Here is a 15,367-nt window from a genome sequence, read left to right as displayed (position 1 = left end):
AGCCTGAACGATGAATCAGAATGCTGAATATCGCGCGGTCAACGACGCGGTGCGTGGGCAATTCTTCCGCCGAACCTGGGCGATGATCACACCCTATTGGCGCAGTGAAGAGAAGGGCAGGGCCTGGCTGCTGCTGGCCGCAGTGATTGGCCTGTCGCTGTTCAGCGTGGCGATCTCCGTGTGGATCAACCACTGGTACAAAGACTTCTACAACGCCCTGGAGAAGAAAGACACCGCGGCCTTCTGGCAACTGATCGGCTATTTCGGCGGGATCGCGGCGGTGGCGATACTCGGCGCGGTGTACCGCCTTTACCTGACCCAGATGCTGACAATCCGCTGGCGCGCCTGGCTCACCGAAAAACACTTCAGCCGTTGGCTGGCCCACAAGAATTATTACCAGCTGGAGCAGGGCGGCTACACCGATAACCCGGACCAGCGGATTTCCGAAGACCTTAACAACTTCACCTCCGGTACCTTGAGCCTGGGCCTTGGGTTGCTGCGTAACGTGGTCAGCCTGGTGTCATTCTCGATCATCCTGTGGGGCGTCTCGGGTAGCATCGAAGTGTTCGGCGTCACCATCCCCGGTTACATGTTCTGGTGTGCACTGCTGTACGCCGCTGTGGGCAGTTGGCTGACGCACTTGATCGGCCGGCGCTTGATCGGCCTGAGCAACCAACAGCAACGCTTCGAAGCGGACCTGCGTTTTTCCATGGTGCGGGTGCGTGAGAATGCCGAAAGTATTGCCCTGTACAACGGCGAGCCGAATGAAAGGCAACGCCTGAGTTCGCGCTTCGGCAAGGTCTGGCAGAACTTCTGGGACATCATGAAAGTGTCCAAGCGCCTGACCTTTTTCACCGCTGGCTACAGCCAGATCGCGATCATCTTCCCCTTTATCGTCGCCGCGCCGCGCTACTTCACCGGCAAGATCGAGCTGGGCGAGCTGATGCAAATCAACTCGGCGTTCGGCAACGTGCAAGAGAACTTCAGCTGGTTTATCAACGCCTATTCGGAGCTGGCGACATGGCGCGCCACCAGCGACCGTCTGTTGAGTTTCCAGCAGGCCATGAGCGACAACGAGCAACGCACGCCGGCGATCGACGTGCGCCCTGAAGGCGAGCGCCTGGTGATCAAGGACCTGGGCATGGACCTGGCCGACGGCCGCCATTTGCTCACCGACGCCGACATGACCGTGGAGCCTGGCCAGCGCGTTATGCTCAGCGGGCGTTCCGGCAGCGGCAAGAGCACTTTGCTGCGGGCGATGGGGCATCTGTGGCCCGCCGGTCATGGCAGCATTCGCCTGCCGGCGACACGCTACCTGTTCCTGCCACAGAAGCCTTACTTGCCGATTGGTACGCTCAAGGCCGTGTTGAGTTATCCACAGGACGACAGCGTCTATTCACCAGAACGTTATGCACAGGTGCTGGAAACCTGTCGCCTGCCCCATCTGGTCAGCCGCCTGGATGAAGCCAACCACTGGCAACGCATGCTCTCGCCCGGCGAGCAACAGCGTCTGGCCTTTGCCCGTGCGCTGTTGTTTGCACCGCGATGGCTGTACATGGACGAAGCGACCTCGGCCATGGATGAAGAAGACGAGGCAACCTTGTACCAGGCGTTGATCGATCAATTGCCGGGGTTGAGCATCGTCAGCGTCGGCCACCGCAGCAGCCTCAAGCGTTTCCATGGGCGGCATGTGCGCATCGACGGTGGGCGGTTGCAGGAACGACAACTCACTTGAGTGCCTGCTCGCTCAATGTGGGAGCCGGGCTTGCCCGCGATGGCGGAGTGCCTGAGGCAGGTGTGTCAACGGGCACACCGCTATCGCAGGCAAGCCAGCTCCCACAGGGACATGGTGTTGTCTGATGGTTCAGGCACCCAACAAAAAGCCCGGCAGATCATCGATCAGCCGGGCTTTTTGTTGCTCGAAGATGACTTACTTCTTCAAGCCGTAATGCTCATCCAACATGCCTGGAGCGTTCGGCGTCTTTGGCGCGTAGTCCCGTGGTGGCTCCTGGTTTTCCCGAGGCGGGGTCAGGCGTTCCCGTGGGGTTTGCGGTGCATCGGAATGCAGCGCGGCCAGCAGGCGCTGGCGGGTGATGTCGTCGAGGGCCAGGCGGTTAGCGCCATCGGCGAGGTGATCCTGTACTTCCTGGTAGCTCTGGGTGAGCTTCTTGACCAGGGTCGCGGTGCTGTTGAAGTGGGTAACAACCTCGTTCTGATAACTGTCAAAACGTTCCTGAATGTCATCCAGCTGACGCTGCGTGCGGTTAGGCGCGGCATTCGGCAGCAGGCGGGCAACCAGGAAACCAATGGCGACACCGGCAACCAGGGCAAGAGTCGGCAACAACCAAACTAAGAGCGAGTGTTCCACGAGTCCTTCCTCTATAAACGGCTTTGCTTTACGTTAACGGCTCAAACCTGCGCTGTATACCGCGATTAAGCTCGCAATGATGCCATGCACAGACTTTTAGCTAGACGAGTCGACCCCTTGAGAGGTCACGGAGTTCATCCTTGCTCATGCGTGAAACCCCCGTTTTGATCGATGGCCCGGTGGGCCAATTGGAAGCCTTGTACCTGGATCACCCCGAACCACGTGGCCTGGCGCTGGTTTGCCACCCTAACCCGGTGCAGGGGGGGACCATGCTCAATAAAGTCGTCTCGACCCTGCAACGCACTGCCCGCGATGCGGGTTTGATTACTTTGCGCTTCAATTACCGTGGCGTAGGTGCCAGTGCCGGTACTCACGATATGTCCACCGGTGAGGTCGACGATGCTGAAGCGGCCGCCACCTGGCTGCGGGAAAAGCACCCGGACCTGCCAATCACCTTGCTCGGTTTTTCTTTCGGTGGGTATGTGGCCGCCAGCCTCGGCGGCCGCCTGGAAGCCAAAGGTGAAAAGCTCGCACACCTGTTCATGATTGCCGCTGCGGTGATGCGCCTGCGCGATACCGACGCGTTACCGCTGGGCTGCCCGTTGACCCTGATCCAACCGGAAAGCGACGAAGTGGTTGACCCGCAGCTGGTCTACGACTGGTCCGCCGCCCTCAAACGCCCCCATGAGTTGCTGAAAGTGGCAGAATGCGGACACTTTTTTCACGGCAAGCTGACCGATCTCAAGGATCTGGTGCTGCCACGCCTTTCGAATTGATGACAAGCGATCACCCATGACGACCCGTACCCGTATCCTCACCGGCATCACCACCACCGGCACGCCGCACCTGGGCAACTACGCCGGTGCGATTCGCCCGGCGATCCTCGCCAGCGAAGACGCGAATGCCGATTCCTTCTACTTCCTGGCCGACTACCATGCCCTGATCAAATGCGATGACCCGCAGCGCATCCAGCGCTCGCGTATGGAAATCGCCGCGACCTGGCTGGCCGGTGGTCTGGATGTGAACCGGGTGACGTTCTACCGCCAGTCGGACATCCCGGAAATCCCCGAGCTGACCTGGCTGCTGACCTGCGTTGCCGCCAAGGGCCTGCTCAACCGCGCCCATGCCTACAAGGCCTCGGTGGACAAGAACGTGGAGAACGGCGAAGACCCGGATGCGGGGATCAGCATGGGCCTGTACAGCTACCCGGTGCTGATGGCAGCGGACATCCTGATGTTCAACGCGCACAAGGTGCCGGTGGGCCGCGACCAGATCCAGCACGTGGAAATGGCCCGCGACATCGGCCAGCGCTTCAACCACCTGTTCGGCAACGGTAAAGAATTCTTCACCATGCCCGAGGCGTTGATCGAAGAAAGCGTGGCCACCTTGCCGGGCCTGGATGGCCGCAAGATGTCCAAGAGCTACGACAACACCATCCCATTGTTCACCAGCGCCAAGGACATGAAGGACGCGATCTCGCGGATCGTCACCGACTCCCGCGCGCCAGGCGAAGCCAAGGATCCGGACAATTCGCACCTGTTCACCCTCTACCAGGCGTTTGCGACCAAGGCCCAGGAAGCCCAATTCCGTGGCGAGCTGCTAGAAGGCCTAAGCTGGGGCGAGGCGAAGAACCGTCTGTTCCAACTGCTCGACGGCCAGCTCGGCGAAGCGCGCGAGCGTTACCATCAACTGATGGCGCGCCCATCGGACATGGAGGACCTGCTGCAGGTCGGCGCCAAGAAGGCCCGCGCTGTGGCGGCACCGTTCCTGGCCGAGCTGCGTGAAGCGGTGGGCCTGCGTTCGTTCGTCAACCAAGACAACTTCACCATTAGTAACAGCAAGAAAAAAGCTGCAAAGTCTTCACGTATCCTCAGTTTCCGCGAAGGCGATAGCTTCCGCTTTCGTGTGCTTGCAGCCGATGGCTCGCCATTGTTGCTGTCGAGCGAATTTGCTGATGGTAAAAAGGCCGGCGCGGTGATTAAGCAATTGCAATCCGGTCAAACTTTGGACATTCGCACCGAAGCGTATGGCTTCAATGTTTGGCTCGACGGTGAGTGTGTGGCAGAAAGCTCGGCTTTCTACGTGGATGCTGCGCAACGAGATGCCGGTATCGAAGCCTTGCGCGCTGCGTTAGCCCCAATCGAGGATTAACCCGACCAAGGGTTGATTGCCATTATCCAGGGCCGTCGTTACAGTGTCGGCCCGTTTTTGTTGCCTTGCTAACGAAATTATGACGCCCCTAGAACGATATCAAGCTGATCTGAAACGCCCCGAGTTCTTCCACGACGCGGCCCAGGAAAATGCCGTGCGTCATTTGCAGCGCCTGTACGAGGACCTCGTGGCCGCGTCGCAAAGCAAGCCAGGGATGTTCAGCAAGCTGTTTGGCAAGAAAGACCACACGCCGGTCAAGGGCCTGTATTTCTGGGGCGGCGTGGGCCGTGGCAAGACTTACCTGGTAGACACCTTCTTTGAAGCGCTGCCGTTCAAGGAAAAGGTGCGTACGCACTTCCACCGCTTCATGAAGCGCGTGCACGAAGAGATGAAGACCCTGCCGGGCGAGAAAAACCCGCTGACCATCATCGCCAAGCGTTTCTCCCAAGAGGCCCGGGTGATCTGCTTCGATGAATTCTTCGTCTCTGACATCACCGACGCCATGATCCTCGGCACGCTGATGGAAGAACTGTTCAAGAACGGTGTGACCCTGGTGGCCACGTCGAACATCGTGCCCGATGGCCTGTACAAGGACGGCCTGCAACGTGCGCGCTTCCTGCCGGCCATTGCGCTGATCAAGCAGAACACCGATATCGTCAACGTCGACAGCGGCGTCGACTACCGCTTGCGTCACCTGGAGCAAGCCGAGCTGTTCCACTTCCCGCTCAACGAAGCGGCGCACGAAAGCCTGAAGAAAAGCTTCCGTGCGCTGACGCCGGAATGCACGCAAGCGGTGGAAAACGACAAGCTGATGATCGAGAACCGCGAAATCATCGCGCTGCGCACCTGCGATGACGTGGCCTGGTTCGAGTTCCGCCAACTGTGCGATGGGCCACGCAGCCAGAACGATTACATCGAGCTTGGCAAGATCTTCCACGCCGTGATCTTGAGTGGTGTGGAACAGATGGGCGTGACCACCGACGATATCGCCCGACGGTTCATCAACATGGTCGATGAGTTCTACGACCGTAACGTCAAGCTGATCATCTCGGCGGAAGTCGAACTCAAGGACCTCTATACCGGCGGCCGCTTGAATTTCGAATTCCAGCGCACCCTGAGCCGTTTGCTGGAGATGCAGTCCCACGAGTTCCTGTCGCGCGGGCACAAGCCTTAATCAATCTCCGGCTCAATGGATATCTAATGTGGGAGCCGGCTTGCCCGCGATGGGGGTGTATCAGCCAACTATAGGCTGGCTGATACACCGTCATCGCAGGCAAGCCAGCTCCCACAATGGTTTGTGTTGGTCTGAGGTCAGGCGGCTTGCTGGAATTGCTGCCTGTACTGGTTCGGCGACAACTCCGTGTGCTGCCTGAACAGCCGCGCAAAGAAACTCGCATCGTCGTAACCCACCTCGTAGCTGATGGTCTTGATGCTCTTGCGGCTGCCCGAGAGCAAGCCCTTGGCCGTTTCGATGCGTAGGCGCTGCAGGTAGTGCAGCGGCTTGTCACCGGTGGCGGTCTGGAAGCGGCGCATGAAGTTGCGGATGCTCATGCCGTGTTCCCGGGCAACGTCTTCAAAGCGGAATTTGTCGGCAAAGTGCTCTTCAAGCCAATGCTGGATCTGCAGGATGATCACGTCCTGATGCAGCTTCTGCCCGCCAAACCCGATCCGCCCCGGTGAATAGTTGCGCTGCACCTCATAGAGAATGTCGCGGGCCACCGCCTGGGCGATGTTGGCGCCGCAGAAGCGTTCGATCAGGTAGATATAAAGGTCGCAGGCCGACGTGGTGCCGCCGGCGCAATACAGGTTATCGGCATCCGTGAGGTGCTTGTCCTGGTTGAGTTGCACCTTGGGGAAGCGCTCTGTGAAGGCATTGAAGAAGCGCCAGTAGGTGGTCGCCTCCTTGCCATCGAGCAGCCCGGCTTCGGCCAGCCAGAACACCCCGGTGGCCTCGCCGCAGAGAACGGCGCCGCGGGCGTGCTGTTCGCGCAGCCACGGCAGCACCTGCGGGTAGCGGGAGCACAGGGCATCGAAGTCGTCCCAGAAGGCCGGCAGCACAATGATGTCGGCGTCTTCGAGGCCGCCGTCCACTGGCATGATCACATCGCTGAAGCTGCGCACGGACTGGCCGTCGGGGCTGACCAGGCGCGTTTCGAACCCTGGGGTCAGGCCCAGGCCTTGCTGTTTGCCATGGCGCAGGCTGGCGAGATGGAAGAAATCCTTGGCTTGCATGAGGGTTGAAGCGAATACCCGATCAATGGCCAAAATGCTGACGCGCCGCAACGGCGTGGAGATTTGGTTAGACATAATTTCATTTATTCTTATAGGGGAAAGTGGTCACCAGACGGCTGGATCGTCTTATTTTTTGTCGCATGTGTCCAGTGTCCCGTGACGCCTTCGGGGCATAGGCTCTGTGGGCTCGTCCTTGTCCGACAATCCACGCAGGTGACCCATGATCCCTAGAACCTTGTTCAGCTCGGAGCACGAACTCTTCCGTGAGAGCGTGCGCACCTTTCTCGAAAAGCACGCCGTGCCCTTCCATGGGCAATGGGAAAAGCAGGGCTATATCGAACGTAACCTGTGGAACCAGGCGGGGGAGGCGGGCATGTTGTGTTCCCACCTGCCAGAGGAATATGGCGGGCTGGGCGCGGATTTTCTCTACAGCGCGGTGGTGATCGAAGAAGTCAGCCGCCTGGGTTTGACCGGCATCGGCTTTTCCCTGCACTCGGATATCGTCGCGCCTTACATCCTGCATTACGGCAGTGAAGCACTGAAGCACAAGTACCTGCCCAAGTTGATCTCCGGGGAGATGGTCACGGCCATTGCCATGACCGAGCCGGGCGCTGGTTCCGACCTGCAGGGCGTCAAGACCACAGCGGTTTTGGAGGGTGATGAGTACGTGATCAACGGCTCCAAGACCTTTATCACCAACGGCTACCTGGCCGATCTGGTGATTGTCGTCGCCAAGACCGACCCCAAGGCTGGCGCCAAGGGCACCAGTCTGTTCCTGGTGGAAGCCGACACGCCGGGCTTCGACAAGGGCAAGCGCCTGGAGAAAGTCGGCATGAAGGCGCAGGACACCTCGGAACTGTTCTTCCAGGATGTGCGCGTGCCCAAGGAAAACCTGCTGGGCCAGGCGGGCATGGGCTTTGCCTACCTGATGCAGGAGCTGCCACAAGAACGCCTGACCGTGGCGATTGGCGCGCTGTCCTCAGCCGAAGCAGCGTTGCAATGGACCCTCGAGTACACGCGAGAGCGCAAGGCGTTCGGCAAGGCGATTGCCGATTTCCAGAACACCCGGTTCAAGCTGGCGGAGATGGCCACCGAGATTCAGATTGGCCGCGTGTTTGTCGATCAGTGCATGGCCTTGCATCTGGAAGGCAAGCTGGACGTGCCCACAGCGGCGATGGCCAAGTACTGGGCCACGGACCTGCAATGCAATGTGCTCGATGAGTGCGTGCAGTTGCATGGCGGCTACGGCTTCATGTGGGAATACCCGATTGCCCGGGCCTGGGCGGATGCGCGGGTGCAGCGCATTTATGCGGGGACCAATGAGATCATGAAAGAGATCATTGCGCGGGCGCTTTGATTGTTAGGTGCTCTTGATTGATCGTTCCCACGCTCCGCGTGGGAACGCCTCATGTGACGCTCCGCGTCACGACTCTGAAAGCGGACGCAGAGCGTCCGAGGCGGCATTCCCACGCGGAGCGTGGGAACGATCAGTGCGGATCAATCAAGGTGCTGGATTCGGATGATCCTTCTGAATCGCCTCAATCCCTTCCAGCACCTCTTTCGACAATTTCAGTTCGGCACTGGCGATGTTGCTGTCCAGTTGTTCCAGTGATGTGGCCCCAATGATATTGCTGGTCACAAACGGCTGCTGTGTCACAAACGCCAGCGCCATCTGCGCCGGGTCCAGGCCATGTTCCCGCGCAAGAGCCACATACCGGCTGCACGCCGCTTCCGATTGCGGGTTGAAGTAGCGGCTGAAGCGGCTGTACTCGGTCAGGCGCGCCTTGGCCGGGCGAGCGCCATTTTCGTACTTGCCACTGAGCATGCCGAACGCCAAAGGCGAATAAGCCAACAAGCCGCACTGTTCACGAATGGCAACCTCCGCCAGGCCCACTTCAAAGCTGCGGTTGAGCAGGTTGTAGGGGTTCTGGATCGACACGGCGCGCGGCCAACCGCGGGCTTCGGCCAGGGCGAGGAATTTCATGGCGCCCCACGGCGTTTCGTTGGACAGGCCAATGTGGCGGATCTTGCCGGCCTTTACCTGTTCATCCAGGGCTTCGAGCGTTTCCTCCAGTGGGGTGAGGTCGTCTTCGTCCTTGTGCTTGTAGCTCAACTGGCCGAAGAAGTTGGTGCTGCGCTCCGGCCAATGCAGTTGGTAGAGGTCGATCCACTCGGTCTGCAGGCGCTTGAGGCTGGCGTCCAGGGCTGCGGCGATGTGCTTGCGGTTGTGGCGCAGGTGGCCATCGCGGATATAGTCGATGGTGTTGCCGGGGCCGGCGATCTTGCTGGCGAGAATCCAGTCGGCGCGGTCGCCACGGCTTTTGAAGTAGTTGCCGATGTAGCGCTCGGTGGTGGCGTAGGTGTCGGCCTTGGGCGGCACCGGGTACATTTCTGCGGTGTCGAGGAAGTTGATCCCCGCGGCCTTGGCCCTTTCGATCTGCGCGAAGGCCTCTGCCTCGCTGTTCTGCTCGCCCCAGGTCATGGTGCCCAACGCGATCGCGCTGACATTCAGATCGGTGCGGCCCAGCTGTCGGTAATCCATCGGGTACTCCTTCGGGGTAAAACAATCATAAAAGCAGGTTGAATTTTTTTTCGCAATCTGCATAATTGCCCACCTCTTTCTGCAGTGGAAGTGATGCGCCGCCTGCCGAAGAATCTTGCCGTTGAACGGACGCGCCGACCCGAGCCCCCGATAGCGTCTGTATCCGGCTGCCTTTGACCTTGTCAAAGTACGCACTATTCAGTAAGATCCGCCGTCTAAATTTACAGGCGGCCCCTGAGGCTATTAAAGAATGACAACTTTTACTGCAAAACCGGAAACAGTTCAGCGCGACTGGTTTGTCGTCGACGCCGCTGGTCAGACCCTGGGTCGTCTGGCCACTGAAGTCGCCAGCCGTCTGCGTGGCAAGCACAAGCCTGAATACACCCCGCACGTTGATACCGGCGACTACATCGTCATCATCAATGCTGAGCAGGTTCGTGTAACCGGCAACAAAGCAAGCGACAAAATGTACTACCGTCACTCCGGTTTCCCAGGCGGTATCAAGTCTTCCAACTTCGAAGGCCTGATTGCCAAGAAGCCTGAAGCCCCGATCGAAATCGCGGTCAAAGGCATGCTGCCTAAGGGCCCACTGGGTCGCGATATGTTTCGCAAGCTGAAAGTCTATGCGGGCGCTGTACACCCTCATGCTGCTCAGCAGCCCCAAGAACTGAAGTTTTAACGGAATAGTTCATTATGTCGGCGACTCAAAATTACGGCACTGGCCGTCGCAAAACCGCAACCGCACGCGTTTTCCTGCGTCCGGGCACTGGTAACATCTCGATCAACAACCGCTCCCTGGACAACTTCTTCGGCCGCGAAACTGCCCGCATGGTAGTTCGTCAGCCGCTGGAATTGACCGAGACCGTTGAAAAGTTCGACATCTACGTCACCGTTATCGGTGGCGGTGTAAGTGGTCAAGCTGGCGCAATCCGCCACGGTATCACTCGCGCTCTGATGCAGTACGACGAAACCCTGCGTGGCGCTCTGCGCAAAGCTGGCTTCGTGACTCGCGATGCTCGTGAAGTTGAACGTAAGAAAGTCGGTCTGCGTAAAGCGCGTAAGCGTCCGCAGTACTCGAAGCGTTAATTCGCTTTACGTTCCACAAAAACGCCCAGCTCCTCACGGAGCTGGGCGTTTTTTATTGCCTGTGATTTATGCACATTTTTCGCCGTGACAACTTGCCACATCCGTAGACCCCCTATACTACAAGGCCTGGAGACGGAGCCCCGGGCAATTCCCTTGTCATACGTGGGGCTTTTCATTACCATCCGTCAAAATTTTTATAAGTAAAGATTCAACACTTAGTAGACGCCTGATTTAACAGGCCAAAAAGCTGATGGGAGAGGACTGAATGAGCAATGACGGCGTGAATGCAGGCCGGCGTCGCTTCTTGGTAGCAGCCACGTCCGTGGTGGGTGCTGCAGGAGCGGTGGGGGCTGCGGTCCCGTTCGTGGGGTCATGGTTTCCCAGTGCCAAGGCGAAAGCCGCAGGTGCACCGGTGAAGGTGAATGTCAGCAAGATCGAGCCAGGCCAGCAGATGATTGCTGAGTGGCGCGGCCAGCCGGTTTTCATTGTTCGTCGTACCGAGGAAATCCTGGGGAATCTGAAGAAGATCGAAGGCCAGCTGTCTGACCCGACATCCGAAAAGTCCGACCAGCCCGCCTACGCCAAGAACGAAGCACGTTCGATCAAACCAGAGATTCTGCTGCTGGTTGGTCTTTGTACCCATCTGGGTTGCTCACCTACCTTCCGCCCGGAAGTGGCGCCTGTCGATTTGGGCAAAGACTGGGTCGGCGGTTATTTCTGCCCGTGCCACGGTTCCCACTATGACCTCGCGGGCCGCGTCTACAAATCCCAGCCCGCCCCCCTGAACCTGCCGGTTCCTCCTCACAATTACGAATCTGACGACATCATTGTCATTGGCCTCGACAAGGAGAACGCGTGATGAGCAAGTTCATGGATTGGGTGGATGCGCGCTTCCCCGCCACTAAAATGTGGGAAGACCATCTCAGCAAATATTACGCGCCGAAAAACTTCAACTTCTTCTACTTCTTCGGCTCCCTGGCCCTGTTGGTGCTGGTCAACCAGATCGTCACCGGCGTGTGGTTGACGATGAGCTACACGCCGTCGGCGGAAGAGGCGTTTGCCTCTGTCGAATACATCATGCGTGATGTCGAGTACGGCTCGATCCTGCGCCTGCTGCACTCCACCGGCGCGTCGGCGTTCTTTATCGTCGTCTACCTGCACATGTTCCGCGGCCTGCTCTACGGCTCGTACCAGAAGCCCCGTGAGCTGGTGTGGGTCTTCGGCATGTTGATCTATCTGGCGCTGATGGCCGAAGCCTTCATGGGCTACCTGCTACCTTGGGGCCAGATGTCTTACTGGGGCGCCCAGGTGATCATCTCGCTGTTCGGCGCAATCCCGGTGATCGGCAACGACCTGACCCAGTGGATTCGTGGTGACTACCTGATCTCCGGCATCACCCTGAACCGCTTCTTCGCCTTGCACGTGGTGGCCTTGCCGATCGTGATCCTGGGCCTGGTGGTATTGCATATCCTGGCGCTGCACGAAGTGGGTTCCAACAACCCGGATGGCGTGGACATCAAGAAGCACAAGGACGAAAACGGCATCCCGCTGGATGGCATTCCGTTCCACCCGTACTACACCGTGAAAGACATTGTCGGCGTGGTCGTGTTCCTGTTTGTGTTCTGCTCGATCGTGTTCTTTTTCCCGGAGATGGGTGGTTATTTCCTGGAGAAGCCTAACTTCGAACAGGCCAACGCTTTCAAGACACCTGAGCACATTGCCCCGGTCTGGTACTTCACGCCGTTCTACGCGATCTTGCGTGCGATCCCCGACAAACTCATGGGCGTGATCGCCATGGGCGCGGCCATCGCGGTGCTGTTCGTGCTGCCGTGGCTCGACCGTAGCCCGGTCAAGTCAATGCGCTACAAAGGCTGGCTGAGCAAGATCTGGCTGTGGGTGTTCTGCATTTCGTTCGTGATCCTGGGTGTGTTGGGTGTATTGGCGCCCACCCCTGAACGGACCTTGCTGTCGCAGGTCTGCACCTTCCTGTACTTCGCCTACTTTATTCTGATGCCGTTCTATACCCGGCTCGAGAAGACCAAACCGGTTCCGGAAAGGGTGACTGGCTGATGAAAAAATTACTCGTTGCATTCGTGCTTGCGGCGCTGCCGCTACTGTCCTTCGCTGCCGAACATGGTGCGCAGCTGGAAAAAGTCGATATCGATGTGTCTGACAAAGCCGCCATGCAGGATGGGCTGCGTACATTCACCAACTACTGCATGGGGTGCCACAGCGCCAAGTTCCAACGGTACGAGCGCGTTGCCGATGACCTGGGAATTCCCCATGAGGTGATGCTCAGCCATGCTGTGTTCACAGGCGCCAAGATCGGCGACCACATGAACATCGGCATGCAGCCGGCCGACGCCAAGACCTGGTTCGGCGCCGCGCCCCCCGACCTCACCCTGGTGGCTCGTGTACGCGGTACCGACTGGCTCTACGGTTACCTCAAATCCTTCTACGAAGACCCTGCACGCCCCTATGGCGTGAACAACAAAGTCTTCCCGAACGTCGGCATGCCGAACGTTCTGGTCGGCCTGCAGGGGCGCCAGGTGGTAGGATGCAAACAGGTTCAGATCGTTGAAGACGGCAAGAAGCAATATGATCCGTTGACCGGCACGCCGCTGACCCATGAAGCGTGCGATCAACTGACCATCGTGCCCAAGACCGGTACGCTGAACGAAGAGCAGTTCGACGAGAAGGTCAAGAACCTGGTGACCTTCCTGGCCTACTCGGCCAACCCGGTCAAACTGCAGCATCAGCGCATCGGTACCTACGTCTTGCTGTACCTGGCTTTCTTCTTTGTATTCGCTTATTTGCTCAAGCGTGAATACTGGAAGGATGTGCATTGATCCAACCGTAAGCAATTGCTGTTAATCTTGCGCGCCCAGCGGCATCTCTGAACACGTAGCGTCGGTTTGAACCGGACGTTACAGGGATGCTTTCTGGGCGCGCTCGTTTTTGAGCTTTCGATAATTTCAACAAGCGAGGAGGACCGCCATGGGCGTGACCAACCGGTTGGCCTGTTACTCCGACCCCGCCGACCACTATTCCCACCGAGTACGCATCGTGCTCGCAGAGAAGGGTGTCAGCGCCGAGATCATCAGTGTGGAGGCGGGCCGTCAGCCGCCGAAGCTGATCGAAGTGAACCCTTACGGCAGCTTGCCCACCCTGGTCGATCGTGACCTGGCGTTGTGGGAGTCGACCGTGGTGATGGAATACTTGGATGAGCGTTACCCTCATCCGCCTTTGCTGCCGGTGTACCCGGTGGCGCGTGCCAACAGCCGCCTGCTGATCCATCGGATCCAGCGTGACTGGTGCGGGTTGGTGGATGTGATCCTGGATTCGCGTTCCAAAGAAGCCGCTCGTGTGCAGGCGCGCAAGGAATTGCGCGAGAGCCTCACCGGCGTTTCGCCGTTGTTCGCCGATAAACCTTTTTTCCTCAGTGAGGAACAAAGCTTGGTGGATTGCTGCCTATTACCCATACTCTGGCGCTTGCCGATTCTGGGCATTGAACTGCCACGGCCGGCCAAGCCGTTGCTTGATTACATGGAGCGCCAGTTTGCGCGTGAGGCTTTCCAGGCAAGTCTGTCTGGTGCCGAACGTGATATGCGCTAAGGCTTAAGGAGCCGTTGATGAACTCCAGTCGACCTTACCTGGTCCGCGCGCTCTATGAGTGGATTGTGGACAACGATTGCACCCCGCACATGCTGGTCAATTCCGAATTTCCTGCGGTTCAGGTACCCCAGGGTTTTGCCAGTGACGGACAGATTGTGCTGAACGTATCGCCCAGTGCCGTGCGCCACCTGCACATGGACAACGAAGCGGTGAGCTTCGAAGGGCGTTTCGGCGGTGTGCCCCATACGCTGTTCGTGCCCATCGGTGCCATCCTCGGGATCTACGCCCGGGAAAATGGCCAGGGCATGGTGTTCGATCTGGAGTCGCCTTTGGAGGATGACGAAACGATCGAAGGCGAAGACGGTGATGATGTACCGCCACCGGATACCGAGCCGCCGCGCCCTAGCGGTCGGCCAAGCTTGAAAGTGGTGAAGTAGGCGGATTTCGCTTACAGATCCATCTGAAAAATGCCCCGACGTCGGTCGGGGCATTTTTTTTGCGTGAAGGATATGGATGAAAGTCGCGCCAGAACGGTGATCGTACAACCACCATGGGCTATGATGCGGTCTTTAGTTCGTCGAGAAAGATGGTTCATCATGGAAAACGCCAACGCCGCCCCACGTCTTCCCCGCAAGCGCCGCAGCCTTGCCCAGGAATTGGTCACGGTGTTGTCCGAGCAGATCCGCGATGGCCAGCTCAAACGCGGCGACAAGCTGCCGACCGAGTCGGCGATCATGGACGCCCATGGCGTCAGCCGGACGGTGGTGCGTGAAGCCATCTCGCGCCTGCAAGCGGCGGGGCAGGTCGAGACTCGCCACGGTATCGGCACCTTCGTGCTGGACACGCCAAGCCCCAGCGGTTTTCGCATAGACCCGGCCACCGTGGTGACCTTGCGCGATGTGCTGGCGATTCTGGAGCTGCGTATCAGCCTGGAAGTGGAGTCTGCGGGCCTCGCGGCGCTGCGTCGCAGCGAGGAGCAACTGGCGGCCATGCGTGCGGCCCTCGATGCCTTGAATGAGAGTGCGGCCCACGCCGGCGATGCGGTGGCGTCGGACTTTGCCTTCCACCTGGAAATTGCACTGTCTACCGGCAACCGCTACTTCACCGACATCATGACCCACCTGGGCACCAGCATCATTCCGCGTACCCGCCTGAATTCGGCGCGCCTGGCCCATGATGATCAACAGCACTACATGAGCCGCTTGAGCCGCGAACACGAAGAGATCTACGAGGCGATAGCCCGCCAGGATTCGGATGCGGCGCGGGCTGCGATGCGCTTGCATTTGACCAACAGTCGCGAACGACTGCGCCATGCCCATGAAGAGGCAGAGGCGCAGCGGGTCTGATCGTTCCCACGCTCTGCGTGGTAACGC

At 58.9% G+C, this 15,367-nt stretch carries 16 protein-coding genes; 13 read left to right on the top strand and 3 right to left on the bottom strand.

The window, feature by feature from the left end; all coding sequences use genetic code 11:
- The first annotated feature begins 10 nt into the window (after positions 1-10).
- Positions 11-1,735 carry an ABC transporter ATP-binding protein/permease gene (locus APH41_RS12940; protein WP_054919346.1) on the top strand — a complete coding sequence of 575 codons (1,725 nt, stop codon included), beginning with the start codon at positions 11-13 and terminating at the stop codon, positions 1,733-1,735.
- A gap of 195 nt (positions 1,736-1,930) precedes the next feature.
- Here APH41_RS12940 and APH41_RS12935 read toward each other — a convergent pair whose 3' ends face one another.
- Positions 1,931-2,368 (bottom strand): YhcB family protein, encoded by a 438-nt coding sequence (locus APH41_RS12935; RefSeq protein WP_003171734.1) that lies wholly within the window; start codon positions 2,366-2,368, stop codon positions 1,931-1,933.
- 146 nt (positions 2,369-2,514) lie between these two features.
- Here APH41_RS12935 and APH41_RS12930 point away from each other — a divergent pair, with 146 nt between their 5' ends.
- The 3 genes from APH41_RS12930 (at position 2,515) to zapE (ending at position 5,693) form a co-directional block, all read left to right on the top strand.
- The gene (locus APH41_RS12930; RefSeq protein WP_054919343.1) at positions 2,515-3,144 is read left to right on the top strand and encodes an alpha/beta hydrolase; all 630 of its coding nucleotides are present in this window, start codon (positions 2,515-2,517) and stop codon (positions 3,142-3,144) included.
- A 16-nt stretch (positions 3,145-3,160) separates the two neighbouring features.
- Complete coding sequence (locus tag APH41_RS12925) at positions 3,161-4,519, top strand: tryptophan--tRNA ligase (protein WP_054919341.1); 1,359 nt, start codon at positions 3,161-3,163, stop codon at positions 4,517-4,519.
- A 79-nt stretch (positions 4,520-4,598) separates the two neighbouring features.
- Positions 4,599-5,693, top strand: coding sequence for a cell division protein ZapE (gene zapE, locus APH41_RS12920; protein WP_003188500.1), 1,095 nt, complete (start codon positions 4,599-4,601; stop codon positions 5,691-5,693).
- 137 nt (positions 5,694-5,830) lie between these two features.
- Here zapE and APH41_RS12915 read toward each other — a convergent pair whose 3' ends face one another.
- A complete protein-coding gene (locus APH41_RS12915; protein ID WP_173647476.1) occupies positions 5,831-6,751 on the bottom strand; it encodes a GlxA family transcriptional regulator in 921 nt (306 codons plus the stop codon).
- 220 nt (positions 6,752-6,971) lie between these two features.
- On the opposite strand from APH41_RS12915, the gene APH41_RS12910 reads away from it, so the two are divergent.
- The gene (locus APH41_RS12910) at positions 6,972-8,108 is read left to right on the top strand and encodes an acyl-CoA dehydrogenase family protein (protein WP_054919336.1); all 1,137 of its coding nucleotides are present in this window, start codon (positions 6,972-6,974) and stop codon (positions 8,106-8,108) included.
- Between the two features lie 144 nt (positions 8,109-8,252).
- Here APH41_RS12910 and APH41_RS12905 read toward each other — a convergent pair whose 3' ends face one another.
- On the bottom strand, positions 8,253-9,293 hold the full coding sequence (locus APH41_RS12905) for an NADP(H)-dependent aldo-keto reductase (protein ID WP_054919333.1): 1,041 nt from the start codon (positions 9,291-9,293) through the stop codon (positions 8,253-8,255).
- A gap of 250 nt (positions 9,294-9,543) precedes the next feature.
- Here APH41_RS12905 and rplM point away from each other — a divergent pair, with 250 nt between their 5' ends.
- From rplM to APH41_RS12865, 8 genes are all read left to right on the top strand, one after another.
- The gene (rplM, locus tag APH41_RS12900; RefSeq protein ID WP_003188508.1) at positions 9,544-9,972 is read left to right on the top strand and encodes a 50S ribosomal protein L13; all 429 of its coding nucleotides are present in this window, start codon (positions 9,544-9,546) and stop codon (positions 9,970-9,972) included.
- Positions 9,973-9,986: 14 nt separating this feature from the next.
- Complete coding sequence (gene rpsI, locus APH41_RS12895; protein ID WP_002555064.1) at positions 9,987-10,379, top strand: 30S ribosomal protein S9; 393 nt, start codon at positions 9,987-9,989, stop codon at positions 10,377-10,379.
- 265 nt (positions 10,380-10,644) lie between these two features.
- The gene (petA, locus tag APH41_RS12890; protein WP_003188524.1) at positions 10,645-11,238 is read left to right on the top strand and encodes a ubiquinol-cytochrome c reductase iron-sulfur subunit; all 594 of its coding nucleotides are present in this window, start codon (positions 10,645-10,647) and stop codon (positions 11,236-11,238) included.
- Positions 11,238-12,449 carry a cytochrome bc complex cytochrome b subunit gene (locus tag APH41_RS12885; RefSeq protein ID WP_003188526.1) on the top strand — a complete coding sequence of 404 codons (1,212 nt, stop codon included), beginning with the start codon at positions 11,238-11,240 and terminating at the stop codon, positions 12,447-12,449. Before petA ends, APH41_RS12885 begins: the two co-directional genes overlap by 1 nt.
- Entirely contained in the window at positions 12,449-13,228 is a 780-nt protein-coding gene (locus APH41_RS12880) for a cytochrome c1 (protein WP_054919330.1), read from the top strand. The genes APH41_RS12885 and APH41_RS12880 overlap by 1 nt, the downstream gene beginning before the upstream one ends.
- Before the next feature lie 148 nt (positions 13,229-13,376).
- A complete protein-coding gene (locus APH41_RS12875) occupies positions 13,377-13,994 on the top strand; it encodes a glutathione S-transferase N-terminal domain-containing protein (protein ID WP_003188529.1) in 618 nt (205 codons plus the stop codon).
- A 17-nt stretch (positions 13,995-14,011) separates the two neighbouring features.
- On the top strand, positions 14,012-14,431 hold the full coding sequence (locus APH41_RS12870) for a ClpXP protease specificity-enhancing factor (protein ID WP_014716912.1): 420 nt from the start codon (positions 14,012-14,014) through the stop codon (positions 14,429-14,431).
- 159 nt (positions 14,432-14,590) lie between these two features.
- Positions 14,591-15,340: a FadR/GntR family transcriptional regulator gene (locus APH41_RS12865; protein WP_054897029.1), complete on the top strand. Its 750-nt coding sequence runs from the start codon at positions 14,591-14,593 to the stop codon at positions 15,338-15,340.
- Positions 15,341-15,367: the final 27 nt, after the last annotated feature.

Source organism: Pseudomonas sp. NBRC 111138, from assembly GCF_001320835.1.
Taxonomy (GTDB): domain Bacteria; phylum Pseudomonadota; class Gammaproteobacteria; order Pseudomonadales; family Pseudomonadaceae; genus Aquipseudomonas; species Aquipseudomonas paracarnis.
Note: the sequence above shows the minus strand (reverse complement) of the source record. Positions and strands in the feature narration are given on the sequence as shown.

What these genes read in the sequence shown, in the direction of transcription:
- APH41_RS12925 (WP_054919341.1), top strand. Translation starts at nt 3,161, where the DNA reads ATGACGACCCGTACCCGTATCCTCACCGGCATCACCACCACCGGCACG.
- APH41_RS12910 (WP_054919336.1), top strand. Translation starts at nt 6,972, where the DNA reads ATGATCCCTAGAACCTTGTTCAGCTCGGAGCACGAACTCTTCCGTGAG.
- APH41_RS12875 (WP_003188529.1), top strand. Translation starts at nt 13,377, where the DNA reads ATGGGCGTGACCAACCGGTTGGCCTGTTACTCCGACCCCGCCGACCAC.
- APH41_RS12885 (WP_003188526.1), top strand. Translation starts at nt 11,238, where the DNA reads ATGAGCAAGTTCATGGATTGGGTGGATGCGCGCTTCCCCGCCACTAAA.
- petA (WP_003188524.1), top strand. Translation starts at nt 10,645, where the DNA reads ATGAGCAATGACGGCGTGAATGCAGGCCGGCGTCGCTTCTTGGTAGCA.
- APH41_RS12870 (WP_014716912.1), top strand. Translation starts at nt 14,012, where the DNA reads ATGAACTCCAGTCGACCTTACCTGGTCCGCGCGCTCTATGAGTGGATT.
- rpsI (WP_002555064.1), top strand. Translation starts at nt 9,987, where the DNA reads ATGTCGGCGACTCAAAATTACGGCACTGGCCGTCGCAAAACCGCAACC.
- APH41_RS12880 (WP_054919330.1), top strand. Translation starts at nt 12,449, where the DNA reads ATGAAAAAATTACTCGTTGCATTCGTGCTTGCGGCGCTGCCGCTACTG.
- rplM (WP_003188508.1), top strand. Translation starts at nt 9,544, where the DNA reads ATGACAACTTTTACTGCAAAACCGGAAACAGTTCAGCGCGACTGGTTT.
- APH41_RS12930 (WP_054919343.1), top strand. Translation starts at nt 2,515, where the DNA reads ATGCGTGAAACCCCCGTTTTGATCGATGGCCCGGTGGGCCAATTGGAA.
- APH41_RS12905 (WP_054919333.1), bottom strand. Translation starts at nt 9,293, where the DNA reads ATGGATTACCGACAGCTGGGCCGCACCGATCTGAATGTCAGCGCGATC.
- APH41_RS12940 (WP_054919346.1), top strand. Translation starts at nt 11, where the DNA reads ATGAATCAGAATGCTGAATATCGCGCGGTCAACGACGCGGTGCGTGGG.
- APH41_RS12865 (WP_054897029.1), top strand. Translation starts at nt 14,591, where the DNA reads ATGGAAAACGCCAACGCCGCCCCACGTCTTCCCCGCAAGCGCCGCAGC.
- APH41_RS12915 (WP_173647476.1), bottom strand. Translation starts at nt 6,751, where the DNA reads ATGCAAGCCAAGGATTTCTTCCATCTCGCCAGCCTGCGCCATGGCAAA.
- zapE (WP_003188500.1), top strand. Translation starts at nt 4,599, where the DNA reads ATGACGCCCCTAGAACGATATCAAGCTGATCTGAAACGCCCCGAGTTC.